At 70.5% G+C, this 17355-nt stretch carries 18 protein-coding genes; 7 read left to right on the top strand and 11 right to left on the bottom strand.

The genetic code is table 11. From position 1 onward, the window contains the following. Nucleotides 1–90 precede the first annotated feature (90 nt). The 4 genes from OG329_RS12350 to OG329_RS12335 form a co-directional block, all read right to left on the bottom strand. Nucleotides 91–765: a LuxR C-terminal-related transcriptional regulator gene (locus OG329_RS12350; protein WP_405794870.1), complete on the bottom strand. Its 675-nt coding sequence runs from the start codon at nucleotides 763–765 to the stop codon at nucleotides 91–93. After that, complete coding sequence (locus tag OG329_RS12345; protein ID WP_405801789.1) at nucleotides 753–1997, bottom strand: sensor histidine kinase; 1245 nt, start codon at nucleotides 1995–1997, stop codon at nucleotides 753–755. The genes OG329_RS12350 and OG329_RS12345 overlap by 13 nt, the downstream gene beginning before the upstream one ends. Before the next feature lie 166 nt (nucleotides 1998–2163). Further along, nucleotides 2164–2838: a response regulator gene (locus tag OG329_RS12340; protein ID WP_405801787.1), complete on the bottom strand. Its 675-nt coding sequence runs from the start codon at nucleotides 2836–2838 to the stop codon at nucleotides 2164–2166. A gap of 5 nt (nucleotides 2839–2843) precedes the next feature. Then, nucleotides 2844–4061, bottom strand: a complete 1218-nt coding sequence (locus tag OG329_RS12335; protein ID WP_405794868.1) for a sensor histidine kinase — start codon at nucleotides 4059–4061, stop codon at nucleotides 2844–2846. A gap of 133 nt (nucleotides 4062–4194) precedes the next feature. Here OG329_RS12335 and OG329_RS12330 point away from each other — a divergent pair, with 133 nt between their 5' ends. Beyond that, entirely contained in the window at nucleotides 4195–5139 is a 945-nt protein-coding gene (locus tag OG329_RS12330) for an ABC transporter ATP-binding protein (RefSeq protein WP_405794867.1), read from the top strand. Then, nucleotides 5136–5984: an ABC transporter permease gene (locus OG329_RS12325; protein WP_405794866.1), complete on the top strand. Its 849-nt coding sequence runs from the start codon at nucleotides 5136–5138 to the stop codon at nucleotides 5982–5984. The genes OG329_RS12330 and OG329_RS12325 overlap by 4 nt, the downstream gene beginning before the upstream one ends. Before the next feature lie 53 nt (nucleotides 5985–6037). Here OG329_RS12325 and OG329_RS12320 read toward each other — a convergent pair whose 3' ends face one another. Together OG329_RS12320 and OG329_RS12315 are read right to left on the bottom strand one after the other, a co-directional pair. Then, nucleotides 6038–7285, bottom strand: a complete 1248-nt coding sequence (locus OG329_RS12320) for an MFS transporter (RefSeq protein WP_405794864.1) — start codon at nucleotides 7283–7285, stop codon at nucleotides 6038–6040. Nucleotides 7286–7290: 5 nt separating this feature from the next. After that, the gene (locus tag OG329_RS12315) at nucleotides 7291–8232 is read right to left on the bottom strand and encodes an EamA family transporter (RefSeq protein ID WP_405794862.1); all 942 of its coding nucleotides are present in this window, start codon (nucleotides 8230–8232) and stop codon (nucleotides 7291–7293) included. Nucleotides 8233–8506: 274 nt separating this feature from the next. Here OG329_RS12315 and OG329_RS12310 point away from each other — a divergent pair, with 274 nt between their 5' ends. Continuing rightward, nucleotides 8507–9430, top strand: a complete 924-nt coding sequence (locus tag OG329_RS12310) for a LysR family transcriptional regulator (protein ID WP_405794860.1) — start codon at nucleotides 8507–8509, stop codon at nucleotides 9428–9430. Between the two features lie 102 nt (nucleotides 9431–9532). Here OG329_RS12310 and sodN read toward each other — a convergent pair whose 3' ends face one another. Next, a complete protein-coding gene (gene sodN / locus OG329_RS12305) occupies nucleotides 9533–9928 on the bottom strand; it encodes a superoxide dismutase, Ni (RefSeq protein ID WP_405794858.1) in 396 nt (131 codons plus the stop codon). A 150-nt stretch (nucleotides 9929–10078) separates the two neighbouring features. On the opposite strand from sodN, the gene sodX reads away from it, so the two are divergent. Further along, complete coding sequence (sodX, locus tag OG329_RS12300; protein WP_405794856.1) at nucleotides 10079–10498, top strand: nickel-type superoxide dismutase maturation protease; 420 nt, start codon at nucleotides 10079–10081, stop codon at nucleotides 10496–10498. Here the strand turns inward: sodX and OG329_RS12295 are convergent. Then, nucleotides 10402–11031: a CGNR zinc finger domain-containing protein gene (locus tag OG329_RS12295; RefSeq protein WP_405794854.1), complete on the bottom strand. Its 630-nt coding sequence runs from the start codon at nucleotides 11029–11031 to the stop codon at nucleotides 10402–10404. The genes sodX and OG329_RS12295 overlap by 97 nt on opposite strands. Before the next feature lie 80 nt (nucleotides 11032–11111). On the opposite strand from OG329_RS12295, the gene OG329_RS12290 reads away from it, so the two are divergent. Beyond that, entirely contained in the window at nucleotides 11112–11942 is an 831-nt protein-coding gene (locus OG329_RS12290; RefSeq protein WP_405794852.1) for a class I SAM-dependent methyltransferase, read from the top strand. A gap of 52 nt (nucleotides 11943–11994) precedes the next feature. On the opposite strand, the gene OG329_RS12285 is transcribed toward OG329_RS12290, so the two are convergent. The 3 genes from OG329_RS12285 to OG329_RS12275 are packed head-to-tail and all read right to left on the bottom strand — an operon-like array spanning nucleotide 11995 to nucleotide 14705. After that, entirely contained in the window at nucleotides 11995–12756 is a 762-nt protein-coding gene (locus tag OG329_RS12285; RefSeq protein ID WP_405794851.1) for an amino acid ABC transporter ATP-binding protein, read from the bottom strand. Further along, nucleotides 12753–13700, bottom strand: coding sequence for an amino acid ABC transporter permease (locus OG329_RS12280; protein ID WP_405794849.1), 948 nt, complete (start codon nucleotides 13698–13700; stop codon nucleotides 12753–12755). The genes OG329_RS12285 and OG329_RS12280 overlap by 4 nt, the downstream gene beginning before the upstream one ends. A gap of 30 nt (nucleotides 13701–13730) precedes the next feature. Further along, nucleotides 13731–14705: an ABC transporter substrate-binding protein gene (locus tag OG329_RS12275; RefSeq protein ID WP_405794847.1), complete on the bottom strand. Its 975-nt coding sequence runs from the start codon at nucleotides 14703–14705 to the stop codon at nucleotides 13731–13733. 542 nt (nucleotides 14706–15247) lie between these two features. Between OG329_RS12275 and OG329_RS12270 the strand changes: the two genes are divergently transcribed. Further along, complete coding sequence (locus tag OG329_RS12270) at nucleotides 15248–16531, top strand: NADP-dependent malic enzyme (protein ID WP_405794846.1); 1284 nt, start codon at nucleotides 15248–15250, stop codon at nucleotides 16529–16531. A 464-nt stretch (nucleotides 16532–16995) separates the two neighbouring features. Beyond that, a complete protein-coding gene (locus tag OG329_RS12265) occupies nucleotides 16996–17301 on the top strand; it encodes a hypothetical protein (protein WP_405794844.1) in 306 nt (101 codons plus the stop codon). The last annotated feature ends 54 nt before the right edge of the window (nucleotides 17302–17355 follow it).

Raw genomic sequence — 17355 nt, 5'->3', positions numbered from 1 at the left:
TGGGCGGTGTCCTCAATCGCCGGACGGGCTTGAATGCCCGAACGACCCCGGCGGGACCCAGGCCGTGCCACCCGGCGCTCTCTGCCACCGCTACCCCGTCTCGCCCCGCAGATGCGCCAGCACCGCGAGCACCCGCCGGTTGCCCTCCGTGGGGTCGAGGTCCAGCTTCATGAAGATGTTCCCCGCGTGCTTGACCACCGACGCCTCGGTGACCGTCAACCGCTGCGCGATCGCCTGGTTGTTGAGACCTTCCGCCATCAGCCCCAGGACCTCGCGCTCGCGCGGTGTGAGCCGGCGCAGCGGGCGGCTCCGCGCGTGCTGGACGAGCAGGACCCGTACGACCTCCGGGTCGATGACCGTCTGTCCGCCCGCGACCCGCCGCATCGCGTCCAGGAACTCCGAGACCTCGCCCACCCGGTCCTTCAGCAGATAGCCGAGCCCGGCGGCCTCCGCCCCGCTGCCGCCGCCGAACAGCCGCGTCGCGTACGCGGTCGCGACGTACTGCGACAGCACGAGCACCGGCAGCCCGGCGTGCCGGGCCCGTAGCTCCAGTGCCGCCCGCAGCCCCTCGTCCCGCTGCCCCGGCGGCATCCGGACATCGGTGATCACCAGGTCCGGGAGGGCGGGGAGCAGGTCGTCGACGGCGCGCGCCAGCGCCTCGGCGTCGCCGACCGCCGCGATCACCTCGTGTCCGCCACGGGTCAGCAGCTCGGTGAGCCCCGCCCGCAACAGCACGGAGTCTTCCGCCAGCACTACGCGGAGCACGGCACCTCCATGCTCACCCGCGTCGGACCGCCCACCGGACTGGACACCACGAGCCTGCCTTTCAAGATCGCCGCACGGTCCGCGAGACCTTGCAGGCCCGCGCCGGCGGAGGGGACCGCCCCGCCGTCGCCATTGTCGGTGATCACGAGCGTCAGTCTGCCCTTGCGCAGCCTGCCGACGACCGTCATGTCCGTGGCGTCACTGTGCTTGGCCGCGTTCGTCAGCGCCTCGGTGACCGTGAAATACGCGAGCGTCTCCACCGCGTCCGGCAGCCGGCGCGGCAGATCGATGTCCACCCCGACCGGGATCGGGCTGCGGAGCGCGATCTCCGCGACGGCGGCGTCCAGACCGTGATCGGTCAGGACCTGCGGGTAGATGCCGCGCACCAGGTCCCGCAGTTGCGTCAGCGCGAGCCGCGCCTCGCCCCGCGCGCGCGACACCAGCTCGGTGGCCGGCGACCCGCTCTCCCGCAGCTCCATCTCGGCCAGCCCCAACGTCATGGTGAGCGCGACCAGTTGCTGCTGCGCGCCGTCGTGCAGATCACGCTCGATACGGCGGCGCTCGGCCTCGAACGCGTCGGCCAGCCGCGCGCGCGACCGGGTCAGCTCGACCACCTGACGCTCCTCGTCGCGCGGCGACAGCACGAACACCGCGATCTTGACCTGCGCGCCCGCCAGCAGGCCGGCGGCGTACGCGCACAGGGCGAGGGCGACCAGGCCCACGGCGGTGGCGGGCAGGGCGTGCAGCGGGCTCCGGATCGCCTGTCCGGGAATGAGCATCACGGTGTCGGGGGCGGTGTTGAAGACGATGAGCGGGGCCGCCGTCAGGATCAGGGCGAACGTGAGCCCGACCGCGAGGGCGCAGCCCGCCAGCACCAGGACGGGCGAGAAGACGACGACGTACCCGAGTTCGCGCCAGGTCGCACGCTCCCGCAGCCGGGTACGCAGCCGGCCCCGGCGGCCCGCCCCGACCAGCGAACGGTGCGGATCGCCCACCGGCACCGGTTCCACCAGCCGGGTCCGGCGCCGTTCGAGTGCGGCGACGGGGATACCGAAGGTGGCGGCCAGCATGAGCACGAGATCCACGCCGATGACGGAGAAGGCCAGTCCGCAGACGGCGAGCACCGCGAGAAGGACGACGGCGGCGAGGCCGGTGACCGCCCCGCCGAGCAGATGCGCCCAGACACGCCAGGGCCAGCTCGACAGGAGGAAGCGGTGCGGGGGCTGCCGCATGGCGCGCCATACGGTGACGCCGGGCGCGGCGTCCTCTTCCCGTATCGCTCCGGGGTTCGTCCTCAGGTCCGGCTCGTCCGGCTCGTCCGACATATGCACCAGGCCAGGGTACGAAACGGGGCGCGGCACCTAGTTTTCGCGGAGTGGCGCCCGGCCGGGCGCCCGCTCAGCCGGGCGGGGCCACCAGCCCCGTCTCGTACGCCAGGATGACGAGTTGGACCCGGTCGCGGGCGTCGAGTTTGGCCAGCAGACGGGTCAGATACGTCTTGGCGGTGGCGACGCTGATGGACAGCTCCGCCGCGATCTCCGTGTTGGACAGACCGCTGCCGACCAGCACCAGCACCTCGCGCTCCCGGTCGGTGATGCCGGTGACCGTCCGCCGTGCCGGGGCCGCCGCGGGGCGGCCCGCGAACTCCTTGATCAGACGGCGGGTCACGCTCGGCGCGATCAGTCCGTCGCCGCTCGCGACCACCCGGATCGCGGCGAGGATGTCGTCCAGCGCCATGTCCTTGACGAGGAAACCGGCCGCCCCCGCGCGCAGCGCGCCGTACACGTGATCGTCCTCGTCGAACGTCGTCAGCACGATGACATGCGTCGTGCCGGGACCCTCGGTGATCTGCCGGGTGGCCCGGATGCCGTCCGTGCCGGGCATGCGGATGTCCATCACCACGACATCGGGGGCGAGTTCGGCCGCCAGCCGTACGGCTTCGGCGCCGGTCCCGGCCTCGCCGACCACATCGAGGTCGGGGGCGTCGGTGATGACCATGCGCAGCGCGGCGCGGACGAGGGGCTGGTCGTCGGCGAGTACGACGCGTACGGGCGCCGTGCCGCCGCCGGTCATGCCCGTCACGCCGGTACCGGCAGCCGGGCCGTCACCCGGAAGCCGCCTTCGGGGCGGGGCTCGGCGGAGAAGTCGCCGTGCAGCAGCGTCGCGCGCTCGTGCATACCGACGAGCCCCCATCCCCATCCGCATCCCTGGGCCGCACCGCCGCGCCCGTCGTCCGTGATTTCGATGGCCAACTCCTCGGCCTGGGAGTCGACGGTGACGTGGCACGACGCGGTGCCCGCGTGACGTACGACGTTGGTGACCGCCTCCTGGATGATGCGGTACGCCGAGATGTCGATCTCCGGCGGCAGCGGGCGCGGTTCGCCGTGCCACCGCACGTCGACGCGGACCCCGGCCGCCGTCGTCGTCTCGGCGAGCCGGTCGACGTCCGCGAGACCAAGGGCGGGGTCGAGCGGCGCGACGTACGCGGCGCCCGGTCTCTGTTCCCCGCCTTCCGGCTCCGCCTGCCGCAGCGCGCCGAGCATCCGCCGCAGCCCCGCCAGCGTCTCGCGCCCGGCGGTCTCGATACTGCCCAGCGCGTCGCGCGCCGCCAGCGGCTGCGTTTCGATGACGCGCGCCGCCGCGCCCGCCTGGAGGGCGATGATGCCGATGCTGTGCGCGACCGTGTCGTGCATCTCGCGCGCGATCCGCAGCCGCTCGGCGGTGACCGCCTGCGCCGCCGCCTGGACGCGGGACTTCTCCGCGTACTCCCGTGCCTGGTGCGTCGAGTTGCCGATCAGCCAGGCGATGACCACCGTCATGGCCACGGCCATCTCCGCCGACATGCCCACGTCCCAGCCGCGCAGCAGCCGGAAGCCCAGGAAGCCGGCGAGCGTGCCGAGCGCCATGGCGGCGGCCACGACCCCGGTCCGGCGCGGCTGCGTCGACGCCACGAAGTACAGCGCGACGTCGACCGCCAGGAACTGCGCGAGGGGGATCTCACCGGCGCCCAGTGGGGTCGTCGCGAGGACGGAGGCGGCGAGGAGCAGGCCCATGGCGGACAGCGGACGGCGCGGGACGCGCCGCCCGCCCGCCACCGCCAGGGCCGTGGCGACGGCCAGCATGACCAGGCCGTCCCACCGGTAGATCAGGACCCCCGCCAGCACGGCGGGCTCATCCTCGCCGGGCAGCCTGAGCCGGACGAGGAAGGTGAACACCGCGCCCGCCGCCCACGCGAGGGCGACCCAGACGCTCGGCTGTACCCGCTTGAGCAGGGGCATGGGCGGCATGGCGTGCATGCGCCGATCGTAACGACGGCGCCCCCGGCCGGTCATCGGACCGTGGTCGTACACCCGTGGCAGACATCCGGCGCCCCGATTGACGGCGCAGGTCCGACGACACACGGGGGAGCGCGCCGCCACCGTTGGCCGGGTGATCGAAGTCAACGAACTGACCAAACGCTACGGCGGTACGAGCGGGACCACCGCCGTCAGGAATCTCAGCTTCACCGTCCGCCCCGGCCTTGTCACCGGCTTCCTCGGCCCCAACGGTGCGGGCAAGAGCACCACGTTGCGGATGATCCTCGGCCTGAACGAACCGAGCGGCGGATCGGTCACGGTCGACGGCCGGCCGTTCCGGGACCGTCCGCGCGGGCTGCGGCACGTGGGGGCGCTGCTCGACGCGGGCGATGTGCACGGCGGGCGCACCGCCCGCGCCCATCTGTCCGCACTGGCCCGGAGCAACGCGCTGCCGAAGGGGCGGGTGGACGAGGTGCTGCACGAGGTGGGGCTGACGGCCGCCGCCCGGCGCCGTATCGGCGGGTTCTCGCTCGGGATGAAACAACGGCTCGGGATCGCGGGCACGCTGCTGGGCGATCCGCCGGTGCTGCTGTTCGACGAGCCGCTGAACGGGCTGGACCCGGAGGGGGTGAAGTGGGTGCGAGGGCTGTTCCGGCGCCTCGCCGCCGAGGGCCGCACGGTGTTCGTCTCCAGCCATCTGATGAGCGAGATGGAGTCCACGGCGGACGAACTCGTCGTCATCGGGCGCGGCGAGCTGATCGCCGCCGAGAGCCTGGCGGACTTCGCGGCCCGTGGCACCCGGTCGAGCGTCACCGTACGGACGCGGGACGGCGCCGCGCTGACGGAACTGCTGACGGCGGAGGGCGCGGACGTACGGCCGGCCGGTACGCCGGGGCGGCAGGACCTGCTCACCGTCACGGGCGTGGACAGCGAGCGCATCGCGGAACTGGCCTTCCAACACCGCATCCTGCTGGGCGAGTTGACCACCGAACGGTCCTCCCTGGAGAAGGCGTTCATGGAACTCACCGCCGACAGCGTCGAGTACGGCGCGACTCAAGCCCCGGGAGCCACCCGATGACCGCCGCTACCACCACCGCTGTGACGACTGCCGAACCCGCCGCCCGCTTCCGTGATCTCCTGGCCGCCGAATGGCTCAAGTTGTGGTCGCTGCGCTCGACGGTATGGGCGTACGCGATCGGCGCGCTGGTCGTCGTCGGGTTCAACGTCGGCGCCACGTACGACCGTTACCGCTACTGGAGTGCGCACAACGCGGCCGACCGCGCCAGTTTCGTCTCCGACGGAATCGCCCTCATGTACGCCTACACCACCAACGCGGGCACACTCATGATGCTCGCCGCCGGTGCCATCGGGGCGGCCGCGATCACCGGCGAGTACGGCACGGGCCTGATCCGTACGACATTCGCCGCCGTCCCGGCCCGCCGCTCGGTGATGGCGGCCAAGGTCTGCGTTCTCACGACGGTCATGACCGGGTACGGGGCGGTCGTCGCCGCCCTCTCGTTCTGGCTGTCCCAGGCGATCCTGGCCCGGCGCGACGCGGGCGTGTCCCTCTCCGACCCCGGCTCCCTGCGGGTGGTCGTCGCCTCGACGCTGCTCGCCCCGGTGTGCGGCCTCGTCGGCATGGCCCTCGGCACCCTCCTACGACACGGCGCGGCGGCGACGGTCACGGTCGTGGTGGTCCTGCTGGTCGTCCCCCTGGTCTTCGCCGACGACCGCCACTGGGCCGCCGTGATCGACCACGCGCTGCCCAGCAGCGCCTGGATGCGCCTGGTCGACACGCGCTACGGCTCCGGCATCGGGCTCCCCTACCCGTGGACGGAGGGCGGGGCATGGACGGTGTTCGCCCTGTGGGCGCTCGGCGCGGCGGCCGTGGCGGTGCTCGCGGTGCACCGCCGGGACCAGTGACGGACCATCAGCGAGCGCCTTCCACCGGCGCCGGGGGTTTCGCGTGAGGCGGTTCAGCTCGCCGACGTGGTCGACGTGGTCGACGTGGTCGACGTGGTCCGGCGGCCGGCGAAGGCGCGCAGGAGCACGGCGAGGGAGACCAGGACGATGCCGAACCAGACGACGCTCGTCACACCCACGTGGTCGGCGAACAGGCCGCCGATCAGGGCCCCCAGGGCGATGCAGGTGTTGTAGGCCATGGTGTTGAGCGACATCGCGGCCTCGAAGGTCTCGGGGGCCGCCGAGAGCGTCATATTGATCTGGCTGAGCTGGACGACGCCGAAGGCGAGGCCCCACAGGACCATGGCGGCGATGACGCCGATCTCGTACGAGCCTATGGCCAGCAGCATGACGAGTGCGGCGATCATGACCAGGCCGCCCCCGATGAAGCTGCCCCGCAGGCTCTTGTCGACGCTCCGGCCGCCGACGAAGTTGCCGATCGCGCCGCCGACACCGAAGACGATGAGGACGACGGTGATGAAGCCGACGGAGGCGGACGTACTTTCCTCGAGGTAGGGGCGGACGAACGTGTAGGCACCGAAGTGGCCGAGGACGAAGAGCACCACCATGACCAGGACCACACGCAGCGGCACGTTCTTGACGGGCAGTCCGAAGACCTCGCGGACCGAGACCGCGTTGGCCGACGGCAGCGACGGGATCGTGAAGGCGACCGCGAGGAACACCAGGGCGCTCAGACCGGCCCAGATCTGGAAGGTGGTGCGCCAGTCGGTGGCGCTCTCCAGCAGGGTGCCGAGCGGGATGCCGACGACGGTGGCGATCGAGATCCCGGACATCACGACGGCGGCGGCCCGGTTGGCGTGGTGCCGCGGGACGATACGCATGGCCATGCTGACGCCGATGGCCCAGAAGACACCACTGGCGAAGCCCATGATCAGCCGAGTGCCCAGGATCAGCGGGTAGTTGGGGGCGATCGCGGTGATCAGGTTGCCGACGGCCAGGACGGCCAGCAGTGTCGTCAGCAGCCGGCGCCGGTTGACGCGCCGGGTCCACGCCACGATGAACGGCACACTGAGCCCGGCCGCGACACCCTGCGCCGTGACCATGAGGCCGGCCGAGCCCGTGGAGACCCCGAGGCTCTCGCTGAGCGGGGTGAGCAGGCCGATCGGCATCAGTTCGGTGGTGAGGAAGACGAACAGACTGGCGGTGATGGCAGCCACGCCCAGCCATCCCCGGGCCGGGGTGATCCGGCTCTGTGGCGTAACAGGGGCAGGGGCGGGGACGTTCATCTCTTCTGTGGTCATGTCTGTCAACTTTCTGAAATGTGGTCAGGCGCAGGCGTACGGGAACGACTCATGACGCGGGCCGGGGAGGCGTCCCCGGACTTCGGTCCGGGCGGACGCGGTTGGCCGAGCACGACCGCCACGAAGACGACGAGCAGGCCGACGATCTGGAGCGCGGACAGCGCCTGGTCCTTGACGAGGTAGCCCAGGACGGTCGCCACGACCGGGCTGCCCAGCGCGAGGAAGGAGATGGCCACAGCCGGCAGGCGTTCGATGCCTCGGAACCACACGATGTAGCTCAGGACCGCGCCCAGGGTGACGAGGTAGCCGAACCCGATGACGTGGGAGCCGGTGACAGCGTCGGGAAGGTCCTCCAGCGACAGCCAGAACGGCAGCAGGGCCAGCCCGCCCGCGGTGAGTTGCCACCCGGTGAACGTGAGCAGGCCGACGCCTTCCGGCCGGCCCCACCGCTTGGTCAGTGTGATGCCCGAGGCCATGCACAGCGCTCCGCCGACCGCGGCCAGGACTCCGAGGGCGTCGAGTGACGCCGTGCCCTTGAAAACGAGCAGCCCGACGCCCACGGCGCCCGTCGCGCAGGCCAGGACGTGGCTGGGTCTGATCCTCTCGCCGAGGAGGAGAGCGGCCAGGATGACGACGAGCATGGGCTGCGCCGACATGATCATGGCGGCGATGCCGCCCGGCAGTCGGTAGGCGGCGGTGAACAGCAGGAAGTTGAAGGCGCCGATGTTCAGAACGCCCAGCACAAGCGCACGCCACCACCAGATACCGATGGGCAATCGCCGGCCGACGGCCAGCAGGACCAGGCCGCCGGGCAGGGCCCGCACGGTGGTCGCCAGGAGCGGCCGGTCCGGGGGCAGCAGTTCGGTGGTGACCAGGTAGGTGCTGCCCCAGATCGCCGGGGCCAGGCCGGCGAGGGCCGTCCCGGATCGCGGTGCGGTGGTGCTCATGGCCGTCGCTCGTCCTTTCGGTGTCATGGGCGCCAGGGCGCCAGGGCGCGCGGGATCGCCTCGGCGGTGTGCGCCCAGGTGCGGGGGATACGGGAGAGGGCAGCGCGGCAGTTGCTTCCGGGCCTGCCGGAGGAGCCTTGATCGAGGGCCCCGCCCGGCGGAGCCGACCCGAGGACGTTCCTGCCGCGTGCGAACGTCACCAGTGTCGGGCCGGAGATATCAATGAGTCCAACACATGCTTGTCACGTGACGGATCTCGTATCACGATGGATCGATGGAGCTCCAGCAGATGCGGTACGTGATCGCCGTGGCCGAGGCGAACAGCTTTACGAGGGCTGCCCAGCGCTGCCTCGTAGTCCAGTCCGCGCTCAGTCATCAGATCGCGCGCCTGGAGAAGGAGTTGGGCGCGCGACTCTTCGAACGCACCAGCCGCCGGGTCCGGTTGACCCCGGCGGGCGCGGCCTTCCTGCCCGTCGCCCGCCAGTGCCTGGACGCCGCGGAGCGGGCCGCCGCCGAAGTCGCGGCGGCTGTCGGGGAGGTGCGCGGGCGGCTCGCGGTGGGACTGATCCCCAGCGTCGGCGCCGTGGACGTTCCCGCCGTACTCAGGGACTTCCACCGGCGCCATCCGAAGGCCCGGATCAGCATCGACGTCGGAGCGAGCGACGAGCTGGTCGAGCAGGTCAGGCAGGGCGAGCTCGACGTGGCCTTCATCGGCATCCCGGTCACGGCCCGCCCCCGGGGCGTCATGGCCCGGGAGCTGGCCCGCGAGCGGCTGGTCGCCGTGGTCTCCCGGGATCACCCGCTCGCCGGCGAGACCTCGGTAGACCTGCGCCGACTGTCCGCGGAGGAGTTCGTGGACCTACCCGCGAAGACCGCCGGCCGGGCCCAGTCCGATCTGGCCTTCGTCGCCGCCGGCCTCACCCGCGAGGTCGCCTTCGAGGTGAGCAACGCGGACTATCTGGCCCGACTGGTCGGCGCGGGCCTGGGCGTGGCCCTGGCCCCGCGCGCGTACCTCGCGACCCTGACGGGGATCACCACGATCGAGGTCACGGACGCACCGTCCCGCGCCGAGCACCTGGTCTGGGGCCGGGAGAACATCGGTCCGGCGGCCACGGCCTTCCTGGAGCTGCTGGACATCGAGCCCTCGCCCCAGAAGGCCGGGCCCCTCCCGGCCGCCGTGCCGGGAACGGACCGCTGACACCCGCCGGCCCCGCCGCGAAAAAACGACCGCACCCGGTCCGTCGTGCGGGCCGGGTGCGGGCGGTCGGGCTGATGTGCCGAGCCTGATGACGACGGGCGATCAGGCCTTCTTCGTCTCCCAGAAGATCTTGTCGATCTGGGCGATGTACTCCAGGGCCTTCTGGCCCGTCGCCGGGTCCTTCGAAGCCTTCGCGGCCGACAGCGCCTTGAGGGTGTCGTTGACCAACTGGTGCAGCTCCGGGTACTTCTCGAAGTGCGGCGGCTTGAAGTAGTCGCTCCACAGCACCGAGACGTGGTGCTTGGCGAGTTCGGCGCGCTGTTCCTTGATGACCGTGGCGCGGGCCTGGAAGTGCGCGTCGTCGTTGGCCGCCATCTTTTCCTGGACGGCCTTGACCGACTCGGCTTCGATGCGGGCCTGGGCGGGGTCGTACACGCCGCAGGGGAGGTCGCAGTGGGCGCTGACCTTCACCTTGGGGGCAAACAGGCGGGAAAGCATGGAGCTGTCCTTCCTCGTGATCGTCTTCTCAGGTGGGACATTACTCCGTGAGAAGCCGGATTTCGCGAGTGCCCCCTAGGGCTTAGGACAAAAGTCCGGGGTCGGATCGGGACCGGCGGCGGAACGTACCGTGGGACCGGGAGGTGCCGGATGACGGAGCACGGGCGCGAGCCGAGAGCGCTGTTGGGGATCGCGGAGGTGTCGGGACCGTCCATGTATCCCACCCTCAAACAGGGCGATCAACTGCTGGTGCACTACCACGCACCGGTGAAAGTCGGCGATATCGCCATACTGAAACATCCGCTCCAGCAGGATCTGCTCATCGTGAAGCGGCTGGTCGAGCGGCGTGACGGCGGCTGGTGGGTGCTCGGGGACAATCCGGGTGCCGAGGGGGACAGCCGGGTGTTCGGGGCCGTCCCCGCCGAGCTGCTGCTCGGCCGGGTCCGGGCCCGTTACCGGCCGCGCGCCGAGGATCAGCGGTCCGCGGCCGGCGCGCTCGCGTGGGCCTTCTCCGCGCTGCGGCCCGTGCTGTCCGACCGCTCGGTCTCCAGGCGTTTGCGGGCCCGGTAGGCGGCGACATTGGCGCGGGTCGCGCAGCGGTCGGAGCAGTAGCGGCGCGAGCGGTTGGTCGAGGTGTCGAGGTAGGCGTTACGGCACGGCGCGGCCTGGCACAGGCCGAGCCGGTCCACCCCGTACTCGGTCAGATGGAACGCCAGGCCCATCGCGGCGATCGCGGCGAACCCGGCGGTGGCGTTCGACGGGTGCTCGGCCAGATGCAGATGCCAGCGCGGATGGCCCTCGTCGTCCAGGAAGTCGTGGCCGGAGATCTGCGGGCTGACGGGGAATTCCAGCAGCAGCGAGTTCAGCAGGTCGACGGCGCGCGTGGCCTCGCCCTCGTCGGCCGCCGCGAAGATCGCGCGCAGCCGGCCGCGTACGGAGCGGAAGCGGGTGACGTCCGCGTCGGTGGCCCGGCGCGACGCCTGGGTGGATTCGCCGAACAGGGCCCGGACGGCTTCGACGGAGGTCAAGGTGTCCGTGCCGCGGGCCGGTTCCTCGGTGTTGACCAGTCGTACGGCGTAGTCCGAGTAAGAGGCCAGTTCCACTTGTAGTCCTTACGGCAGCGGTCTAGGGTCGGCGTAATAGCTGGTCTTGCCTACAGGGTATTACGGAGCGGAGGATTCCGATGGTGGACACGGGCACGGGGACGGGCACGGCGGCGGACGCGGGGACTGCCCCGGGCACCGCCGTGAGCGAGGCGCCCGGGGCGGAGCGGGCCCGCTGGCGGGCCTGGCAGGACAGTTGGGACCGCCAGCAGGAGTGGTACATGCCCGACCGCGAGGAGCGCTTCCGGGTGATGCTCGACATGGTCGAGGCCCTGGTCGGCCCCGAACCGAGGGTGCTCGACCTCGCGTGCGGCACGGGCAGCATCACCGACCGGCTGTTCCAGCGGTTCCCCGCCGCCACCAGCACCGGCGTCGACCTCGACCCCGCGCTGCTCGCCATCGCCGGCGGCTACTTCGCCGACGACACGCGCCTGACGCTGGTGCGGGCCGACCTCAAGGACCCCGACTGGACGGCGAAGCTGCCCTACGACTCGTACGACGCCGTCCTCACCGCCACCGCGCTGCACTGGCTGCCCATCGAACCGCTGGCCGCGCTGTACGGGCAGCTCGCCGGCCTCGTCAGGCCCGGCGGCGTCTTCATGAACGCCGACCATATGACGGTCCCCGGCACACCCCGTATCAACGCCGCCGAACGCGCCCACCGGCACCGCGAGATGGACCGCGCCAAGGCCGAGGGCGCCGTCGACTGGGCCGACTGGTGGAAACTCGCGGCCGAGGACCCGGTGCTCGCGGGGCCGACGGCCGAGCGGTTCGCGATCTACGGCGAGCACGCCGAGGGCGACACGCCCTCCGTGGAGTGGCACGCGACGACGCTGCTCGGCGCGGGCTTTGCCGAGGCGCGCCCGGTCTGGTCCTCGCCGTCGGACTCGCTGATGCTCGCCCTGAAGTAGGCAGAAGGAAGGGGGTGTTACGGGCGTCGCGCGCCGTAACACCCCCGCGTCGCTACAGCACCTTCGACAGGAACGACTTCGTCCGCTCGTGCCGCGGATTCGTCAGCACCTCACGCGGGTGGCCCGACTCCACGACCATCCCGTCGTCCATGAACACCAGCGCGTCGCCGACCTCGCGGGCGAAGCCCATCTCGTGCGTCACCACGATCATCGTCATGCCCGACTCGGCGAGATCGCGCATCACGTCCAGGACATCGCCCACCAGCTCCGGGTCGAGCGCCGACGTCGGCTCGTCGAAAAGCATCAGCTTCGGCTCCATCGCCAGCGCGCGGGCGATCGCCACCCGCTGCTGCTGACCGCCCGAGAGCTGCGAGGGATAGCCGTCGGCCTTGTCCGCGAGCCCCACCCGGTCCAGCAGCTTCCTGGCCCGCTCCCGCGCGACGGCCTTCGGCTCACGGCGCACCCGCATCGGTGCCTCCATGATGTTCTCGACGGCCGTCATGTGCGGGAAGAGGTTGAAGCGCTGGAAGACCATGCCGATGTCCCGGCGCTTCAGGGCCACTTCGGAGTCGCGCAGCTCGTACAGCTTGTCGCCCTTCTGGCGGTAGCCGACCAGCTCGCCGTCGACGTACAGCCGTCCGGCGCTCACCTGCTCCAGATGGTTGATGCAGCGCAGGAAGGTCGACTTGCCGGACCCGGAGGGCCCGATCAGACAGAAGACCTCGCGCGGCGCGACCTCCAGGTCGATGCCCTTGAGCACATGCGCGGCGCCGAACGACTTGTGTACGGCCTCGGCCTTCACCATCGGGGTCATGCGGTGCCTCCCTTCGGGCGGCCCAGTGAGAACAGATTGGCCTTGATCCGCTGCAACGGGGTCGGCGGCAGGGTGCGCAGCGAGCCACGCGCGTAGTACCGCTCCAGGTAGTACTGACCGATGCTCAGGACCGAGGTCATGAGCAGATACCAGGCGGCGGCGAGGAACAGCATCTCGACCGGGGCGCCGGACGTCTGCCCGATGTCCTGCGCGTATCTCAGCAACTCGTAGAACTGCACGGTCGCCACCAGCGATGTCGTCTTCAGCATGTTGATGACTTCGTTGCCGGTCGGCGGCACGATCACCCGCATCGCCTGCGGGATCACTATGCGGCGCAGCGTCTTGCCGTGGCTCATGCCCAGCGCGTGCGACGCCTCCGTCTGCCCCTCGTCGACCGAGAGCAGACCGGCGCGGCAGATCTCCGCCATGTACGCGGCCTCGTTGAGACCGAGGCCGAGCAGCGCCGTCAGGAACGGCGTCATGAAGCTGGCCCAGTAGTCCTTGTAGATCGGCCCGAGGTTGATGTACTCGAAGACCAGCCCCAGGTTGAACCAGACCATGAGCTGCACGAGGACCGGCGTACCGCGGAAGAACCAGATGTACGACCACGCGAGGGACGACATCACCGGGTTCTTCGACAGCCGCATCACCGCCAGGACGATGCCGCCGATCACGCCGATGGCCATCGACAGGACGGTGAGGATCATCGTCTGGCCGACACCCTTGAGGATGCGGTCGTCGAAGAAGTAGTCCGGTATGGCGCCCCAGTTGATCCTGCCCTGCCAGAACGCCCTGACCAGCAACGCCAGCAGCGCGAGCGCGACGACCGCGGCCACGTACCGCCCGTAGTGCCGGACCGGTATGGCTCTGATGGCCTGCGGCCCGGCGGATCGCGCCGGGGCCGCGTCGGAGGGGCCGTCCGACTTCGATATCTCAACAGTCACGGATGCTGCCTTTCGCGAGCCGGGCGCGGATCAGGTGCCGGCGTTGATCGTGGCTTCCTTGACCGCGCCGGCGTCGACGCCCCACTTCGCGATGATCTTGTCGTACTCGCCGTTCTTGATGATCGCGTCGAGCGCGGCCTGGAGCGCCTTGCTCAGCTCGTCGTTGCCCTTGGCGACCGCGATGCCGTACGGGGCGGCCTCGATCTGCTCGCCGACGAGCTGGAAGTCGTTGCCGCCGCCCGAGGTCTTCACCGCGTACGCCGCGACCGGGAAGTCCGACGAACCGGCGTCGGCACCGCCGGCGCGCAGCCGGGTCTGGGCGAGCTGGTCGTTGTCGAACGCCTGGATGCCGATGGCCTTCTTCTTGCCGTCCGTACACTTCTTCGACTCGGCCTTGGCCAGATCGTGCGAGACGGTGCCACGCTGGACGACCATCTTCTTGCCGCACAGGTCCGACCAGCTCGCGATGCCCTTGTCGTCGCCCTTCTTGGTGTAGATCGAGACACCGGCGGTGAAGTAGTCGACGAAGTCGACGCCCTCACCGACCTTCTTGCCCGTCTCGGAGTCCACGCCGTCCTGGCGGGCCTTGGTGTCGGTCATGGCCGACATGGCTATGTCGTAACGCTTGGAACGCAGCCCCGTCAGCAGCGTGTCGAAGGTGCCGTTCTCGAACTCGAACGTCACACCGAGCTGCTTGCCGAGCGCGGCGGCGATGTCGGGGTCGATACCGACGGTCTTGCCCGCTTCGTCCTTGAACTCGACGGGCGGATACGCGATGTCGGAGCCCACCTTGATGACGCCCTTGTCCGCGATCTCCTTGGGCAACTGGTCGGCCAGCGGGGCGCTCTTGGTGGTCGCGGGCGAGTCCTTGGACCCGCTGTCCGACCCGTTGTCGGTCTGGTCGCCGCAGGCGGTCAGCAGGAGTGACCCGGCGACCACGATCGCGCCGACCGCGGCGATCCGGGACTTCCCGGCGGTGGTACGGCTGGTGAGGCTGGCGGTCATGATGAGGATCCTCCGGCGGACGAGGGACGTGTCACGGGGCGGGCACGCGCGCACACGCCATCGAGTGTCGCGACCCTGTGTGATTGATTAGGGCATCTTGCCATTCGGACTGGTCCGTTCAGGGGCCCCGTCATGTCAAAATCGGATAACGGGTGACCCCCGTGTCCCGGCGGACCGGCACATCAATACCGGACCATCTACGGGAACGCCTTCCTCCGGCCGGACGATCTGCGTCCCGTCCCGGCTCTCCCGGCGGTTTCGTGTCGTGCGGCGCGAGTGTCCTGAAACTCCGCTATGAGTCATGTCACCGCTTGTAGAACGAGTCGTGGACAACCCGCCGACGAGGCCCGTCCGGTATGAAGGACAGCTACACCCCTCATCCGGGGCTCAGGGCGCGTGTGCGGCGCGCCCGCGCGTACGTACCTCCTCCTGTTCGGTGCTCCAACCGCCGATAACAGGTCACGTACGCGGTGCCCGCCCACCCCTCCGTAACCCAGGAGTGGACACCCTCAACTGATGAAGAGACTTAAGGGGTCAAAGACATGGCAGCGGAGATCGTGAATCCTCGCAGTGAGAGCGAAAGTGTCAGTGCCGGTGTGAGTGACGGCGTGAGTGACGGCGTGAGCGATGGCGTGAGCGACGGGGTGAGTGTCGGCGAAGGCGCGACGGACGAGCCCTTCGATCCGGCGTTCGCGCTGCACCGCGGCGGGAAGATGGCCATCCAGGCCACCGTGCCCATCCGGGACAAGGACGACCTGTCACTCGCCTACACGCCCGGCGTCGCCAAGGTGTGCACGGCGATCGCCGAGAACCCGGAGCTGGTCCACGACTACACGTGGAAGTCACAGGTCGTCGCCGTCGTGACGGACGGGACCGCGGTCCTCGGCCTCGGGGACATCGGACCGGAGGCGTCGCTGCCCGTGATGGAGGGCAAGGCGATCCTGTTCAAGCAGTTCGGCGGCGTCGACGCGGTGCCGCTGGCGCTGGCGACCACCGATACCGACGAGATCATCGACACCGTCGTGCGGCTCGCGCCGTCCTTCGGCGGGGTGAACCTCGAGGACATCTCGGCGCCCCGCTGCTTCGAGATCGAGCGCAGGCTCCAGGAACGGCTCGACATCCCCGTCTTCCACGACGACCAGCACGGCACGGCCGTCGTGACGCTCGCCGCCCTGCGCAACGCGGCGAAGCTCACCGGGCGCACGCTCGGCGAGCTGCGGGCCGTCATCTCCGGGGCGGGCGCGGCGGGTGTGGCCATCGCGAAGTTCCTGCTGGAGGCGGGGATCGGCGACGTGGCGGTCGCCGACCGCAAGGGCATCGTCAGCCCCGACCGCGACGACCTGACCGACGTCAAGCGCGAGCTGGCCGCCCTCACCAACCGGGCGGGGCTCTCCGGCTCCCTGGAGGCCGCGCTGTCCGGCGCGGACGTCTTCATCGGCGTCTCCGGCGGTACGGTCCCGGAGCCGGCGATCGCGTCGATGGCACCGGGCGCGTTCGTCTTCGCCATGGCCAACCCGAACCCGGAGGTCCACCCGGACATCGCGCACCAGTACGCGGCGGTGGTGGCGACGGGGCGCAGCGACTACCCGAACCAGATCAACAACGTGCTGGCGTTCCCGGGGATCTTCGCGGGCGCGCTCCAGGTGCGGGCCTCGCGGATCACCGAGGGCATGAAGATCGCCGCGGCGAACGCGCTGGCGGATGTGGTGGGTGACGAGCTGTCGGCGGACTACGTGATTCCGTCGCCGTTCGACGAGCGGGTGGCGCCGGCGGTGACGTCGGCGGTGGCCGCGGCGGCGCGGGCGGAGGGGGTTGCGCGGCGCTAGCTTCTGCCGGTCCGCGGGTCGCCTTTCCCCGGCGGGGTGGCGGCCTGCGGGCCGGGTTCGTCCTCGAGCGCCGGACGGGCTTGGTGGTGGGCGGGGTTGCGTTTGCCGCCTGCGGGCCGGTGGTCGTTGGCCTCAAGCGCCGGCCGGGCTTGGTGGTTGCGGTGGTGGCCGGGTGCCGCTCCGGGGTCATGCCCGGACGGCATGATTTACGGCGCCCGACGGTCCTGGGCAACTGCTGGTCCGGGTTGCGCCACAAATCACGCTTTAGTGTCCGGACACGACCCCTGCGCGTCCCCCTTCCCCGCGCGGGAGGTGGGGGTTGACCCTCGCCGTCGCGGTTCGAACTCCCGTCTCCGAGTTGGGCCCAAGGCGCATGCCATCGCGGCTGTGCCGGTCTTGGTTCGCCGCCGGTAGCTGTTTGTTGCACCCGCTTCTCCGACGTGGCGTCGTGGAAGAATCCGCGTGTGCCTACCTGGATAACTTCGCGCCGTCTGGGCGCCACCGCGGTCCTGTACGCCGTATTCGTCGGGGGGTGGTTCCTCGGCCAGCCCCTTGAGCACGTCGGTTGCAACAGTCCTGATACGACGACTGCGTTCGAGAGAGACGAGACGATCAACGAGCCCGGCGACATCGTCTCCGACATCCGCACCACGGCTACGTCCGCCGCGCAGGTCGCCACCGTCGAGATCTTCGCCACCAGTTCGCTCGTGCCGTGCGACGCGACGTCCCGCCCTCGTCTGGTGGCCTGGGTGACCGGCGACTGGCGCTGAGGGGGGGGCGGGGTCGGAGGGTGGGTGTGTTCGGACACCCGTCGAGACCAACGA

It is taken from the genome of Streptomyces sp. NBC_01506 (assembly GCF_045040295.1).
Lineage (GTDB): Bacteria > Actinomycetota > Actinomycetes > Streptomycetales > Streptomycetaceae > Streptomyces.
The sequence above is the reverse complement of the archived record's forward strand: the minus strand, read 5'-3'. Positions and strand labels throughout refer to the sequence as shown.

What these genes read in the sequence shown, in the direction of transcription:
- OG329_RS12345 (WP_405801789.1), bottom strand. Translation starts at nt 1,997, where the DNA reads ATGCGGCAGCCCCCGCACCGCTTCCTCCTGTCGAGCTGGCCCTGGCGT.
- OG329_RS12340 (WP_405801787.1), bottom strand. Translation starts at nt 2,838, where the DNA reads ATGACCGGCGGCGGCACGGCGCCCGTACGCGTCGTACTCGCCGACGAC.
- OG329_RS12335 (WP_405794868.1), bottom strand. Translation starts at nt 4,061, where the DNA reads ATGCACGCCATGCCGCCCATGCCCCTGCTCAAGCGGGTACAGCCGAGC.
- OG329_RS12325 (WP_405794866.1), top strand. Translation starts at nt 5,136, where the DNA reads ATGACCGCCGCTACCACCACCGCTGTGACGACTGCCGAACCCGCCGCC.
- OG329_RS12320 (WP_405794864.1), bottom strand. Translation starts at nt 7,285, where the DNA reads ATGACCACAGAAGAGATGAACGTCCCCGCCCCTGCCCCTGTTACGCCA.
- OG329_RS12315 (WP_405794862.1), bottom strand. Translation starts at nt 8,232, where the DNA reads ATGAGCACCACCGCACCGCGATCCGGGACGGCCCTCGCCGGCCTGGCC.
- OG329_RS12310 (WP_405794860.1), top strand. Translation starts at nt 8,507, where the DNA reads ATGGAGCTCCAGCAGATGCGGTACGTGATCGCCGTGGCCGAGGCGAAC.
- sodN (WP_405794858.1), bottom strand. Translation starts at nt 9,928, where the DNA reads ATGCTTTCCCGCCTGTTTGCCCCCAAGGTGAAGGTCAGCGCCCACTGC.
- sodX (WP_405794856.1), top strand. Translation starts at nt 10,079, where the DNA reads ATGACGGAGCACGGGCGCGAGCCGAGAGCGCTGTTGGGGATCGCGGAG.
- OG329_RS12290 (WP_405794852.1), top strand. Translation starts at nt 11,112, where the DNA reads ATGGTGGACACGGGCACGGGGACGGGCACGGCGGCGGACGCGGGGACT.
- OG329_RS12285 (WP_405794851.1), bottom strand. Translation starts at nt 12,756, where the DNA reads ATGACCCCGATGGTGAAGGCCGAGGCCGTACACAAGTCGTTCGGCGCC.
- OG329_RS12275 (WP_405794847.1), bottom strand. Translation starts at nt 14,705, where the DNA reads ATGACCGCCAGCCTCACCAGCCGTACCACCGCCGGGAAGTCCCGGATC.
- OG329_RS12270 (WP_405794846.1), top strand. Translation starts at nt 15,248, where the DNA reads ATGGCAGCGGAGATCGTGAATCCTCGCAGTGAGAGCGAAAGTGTCAGT.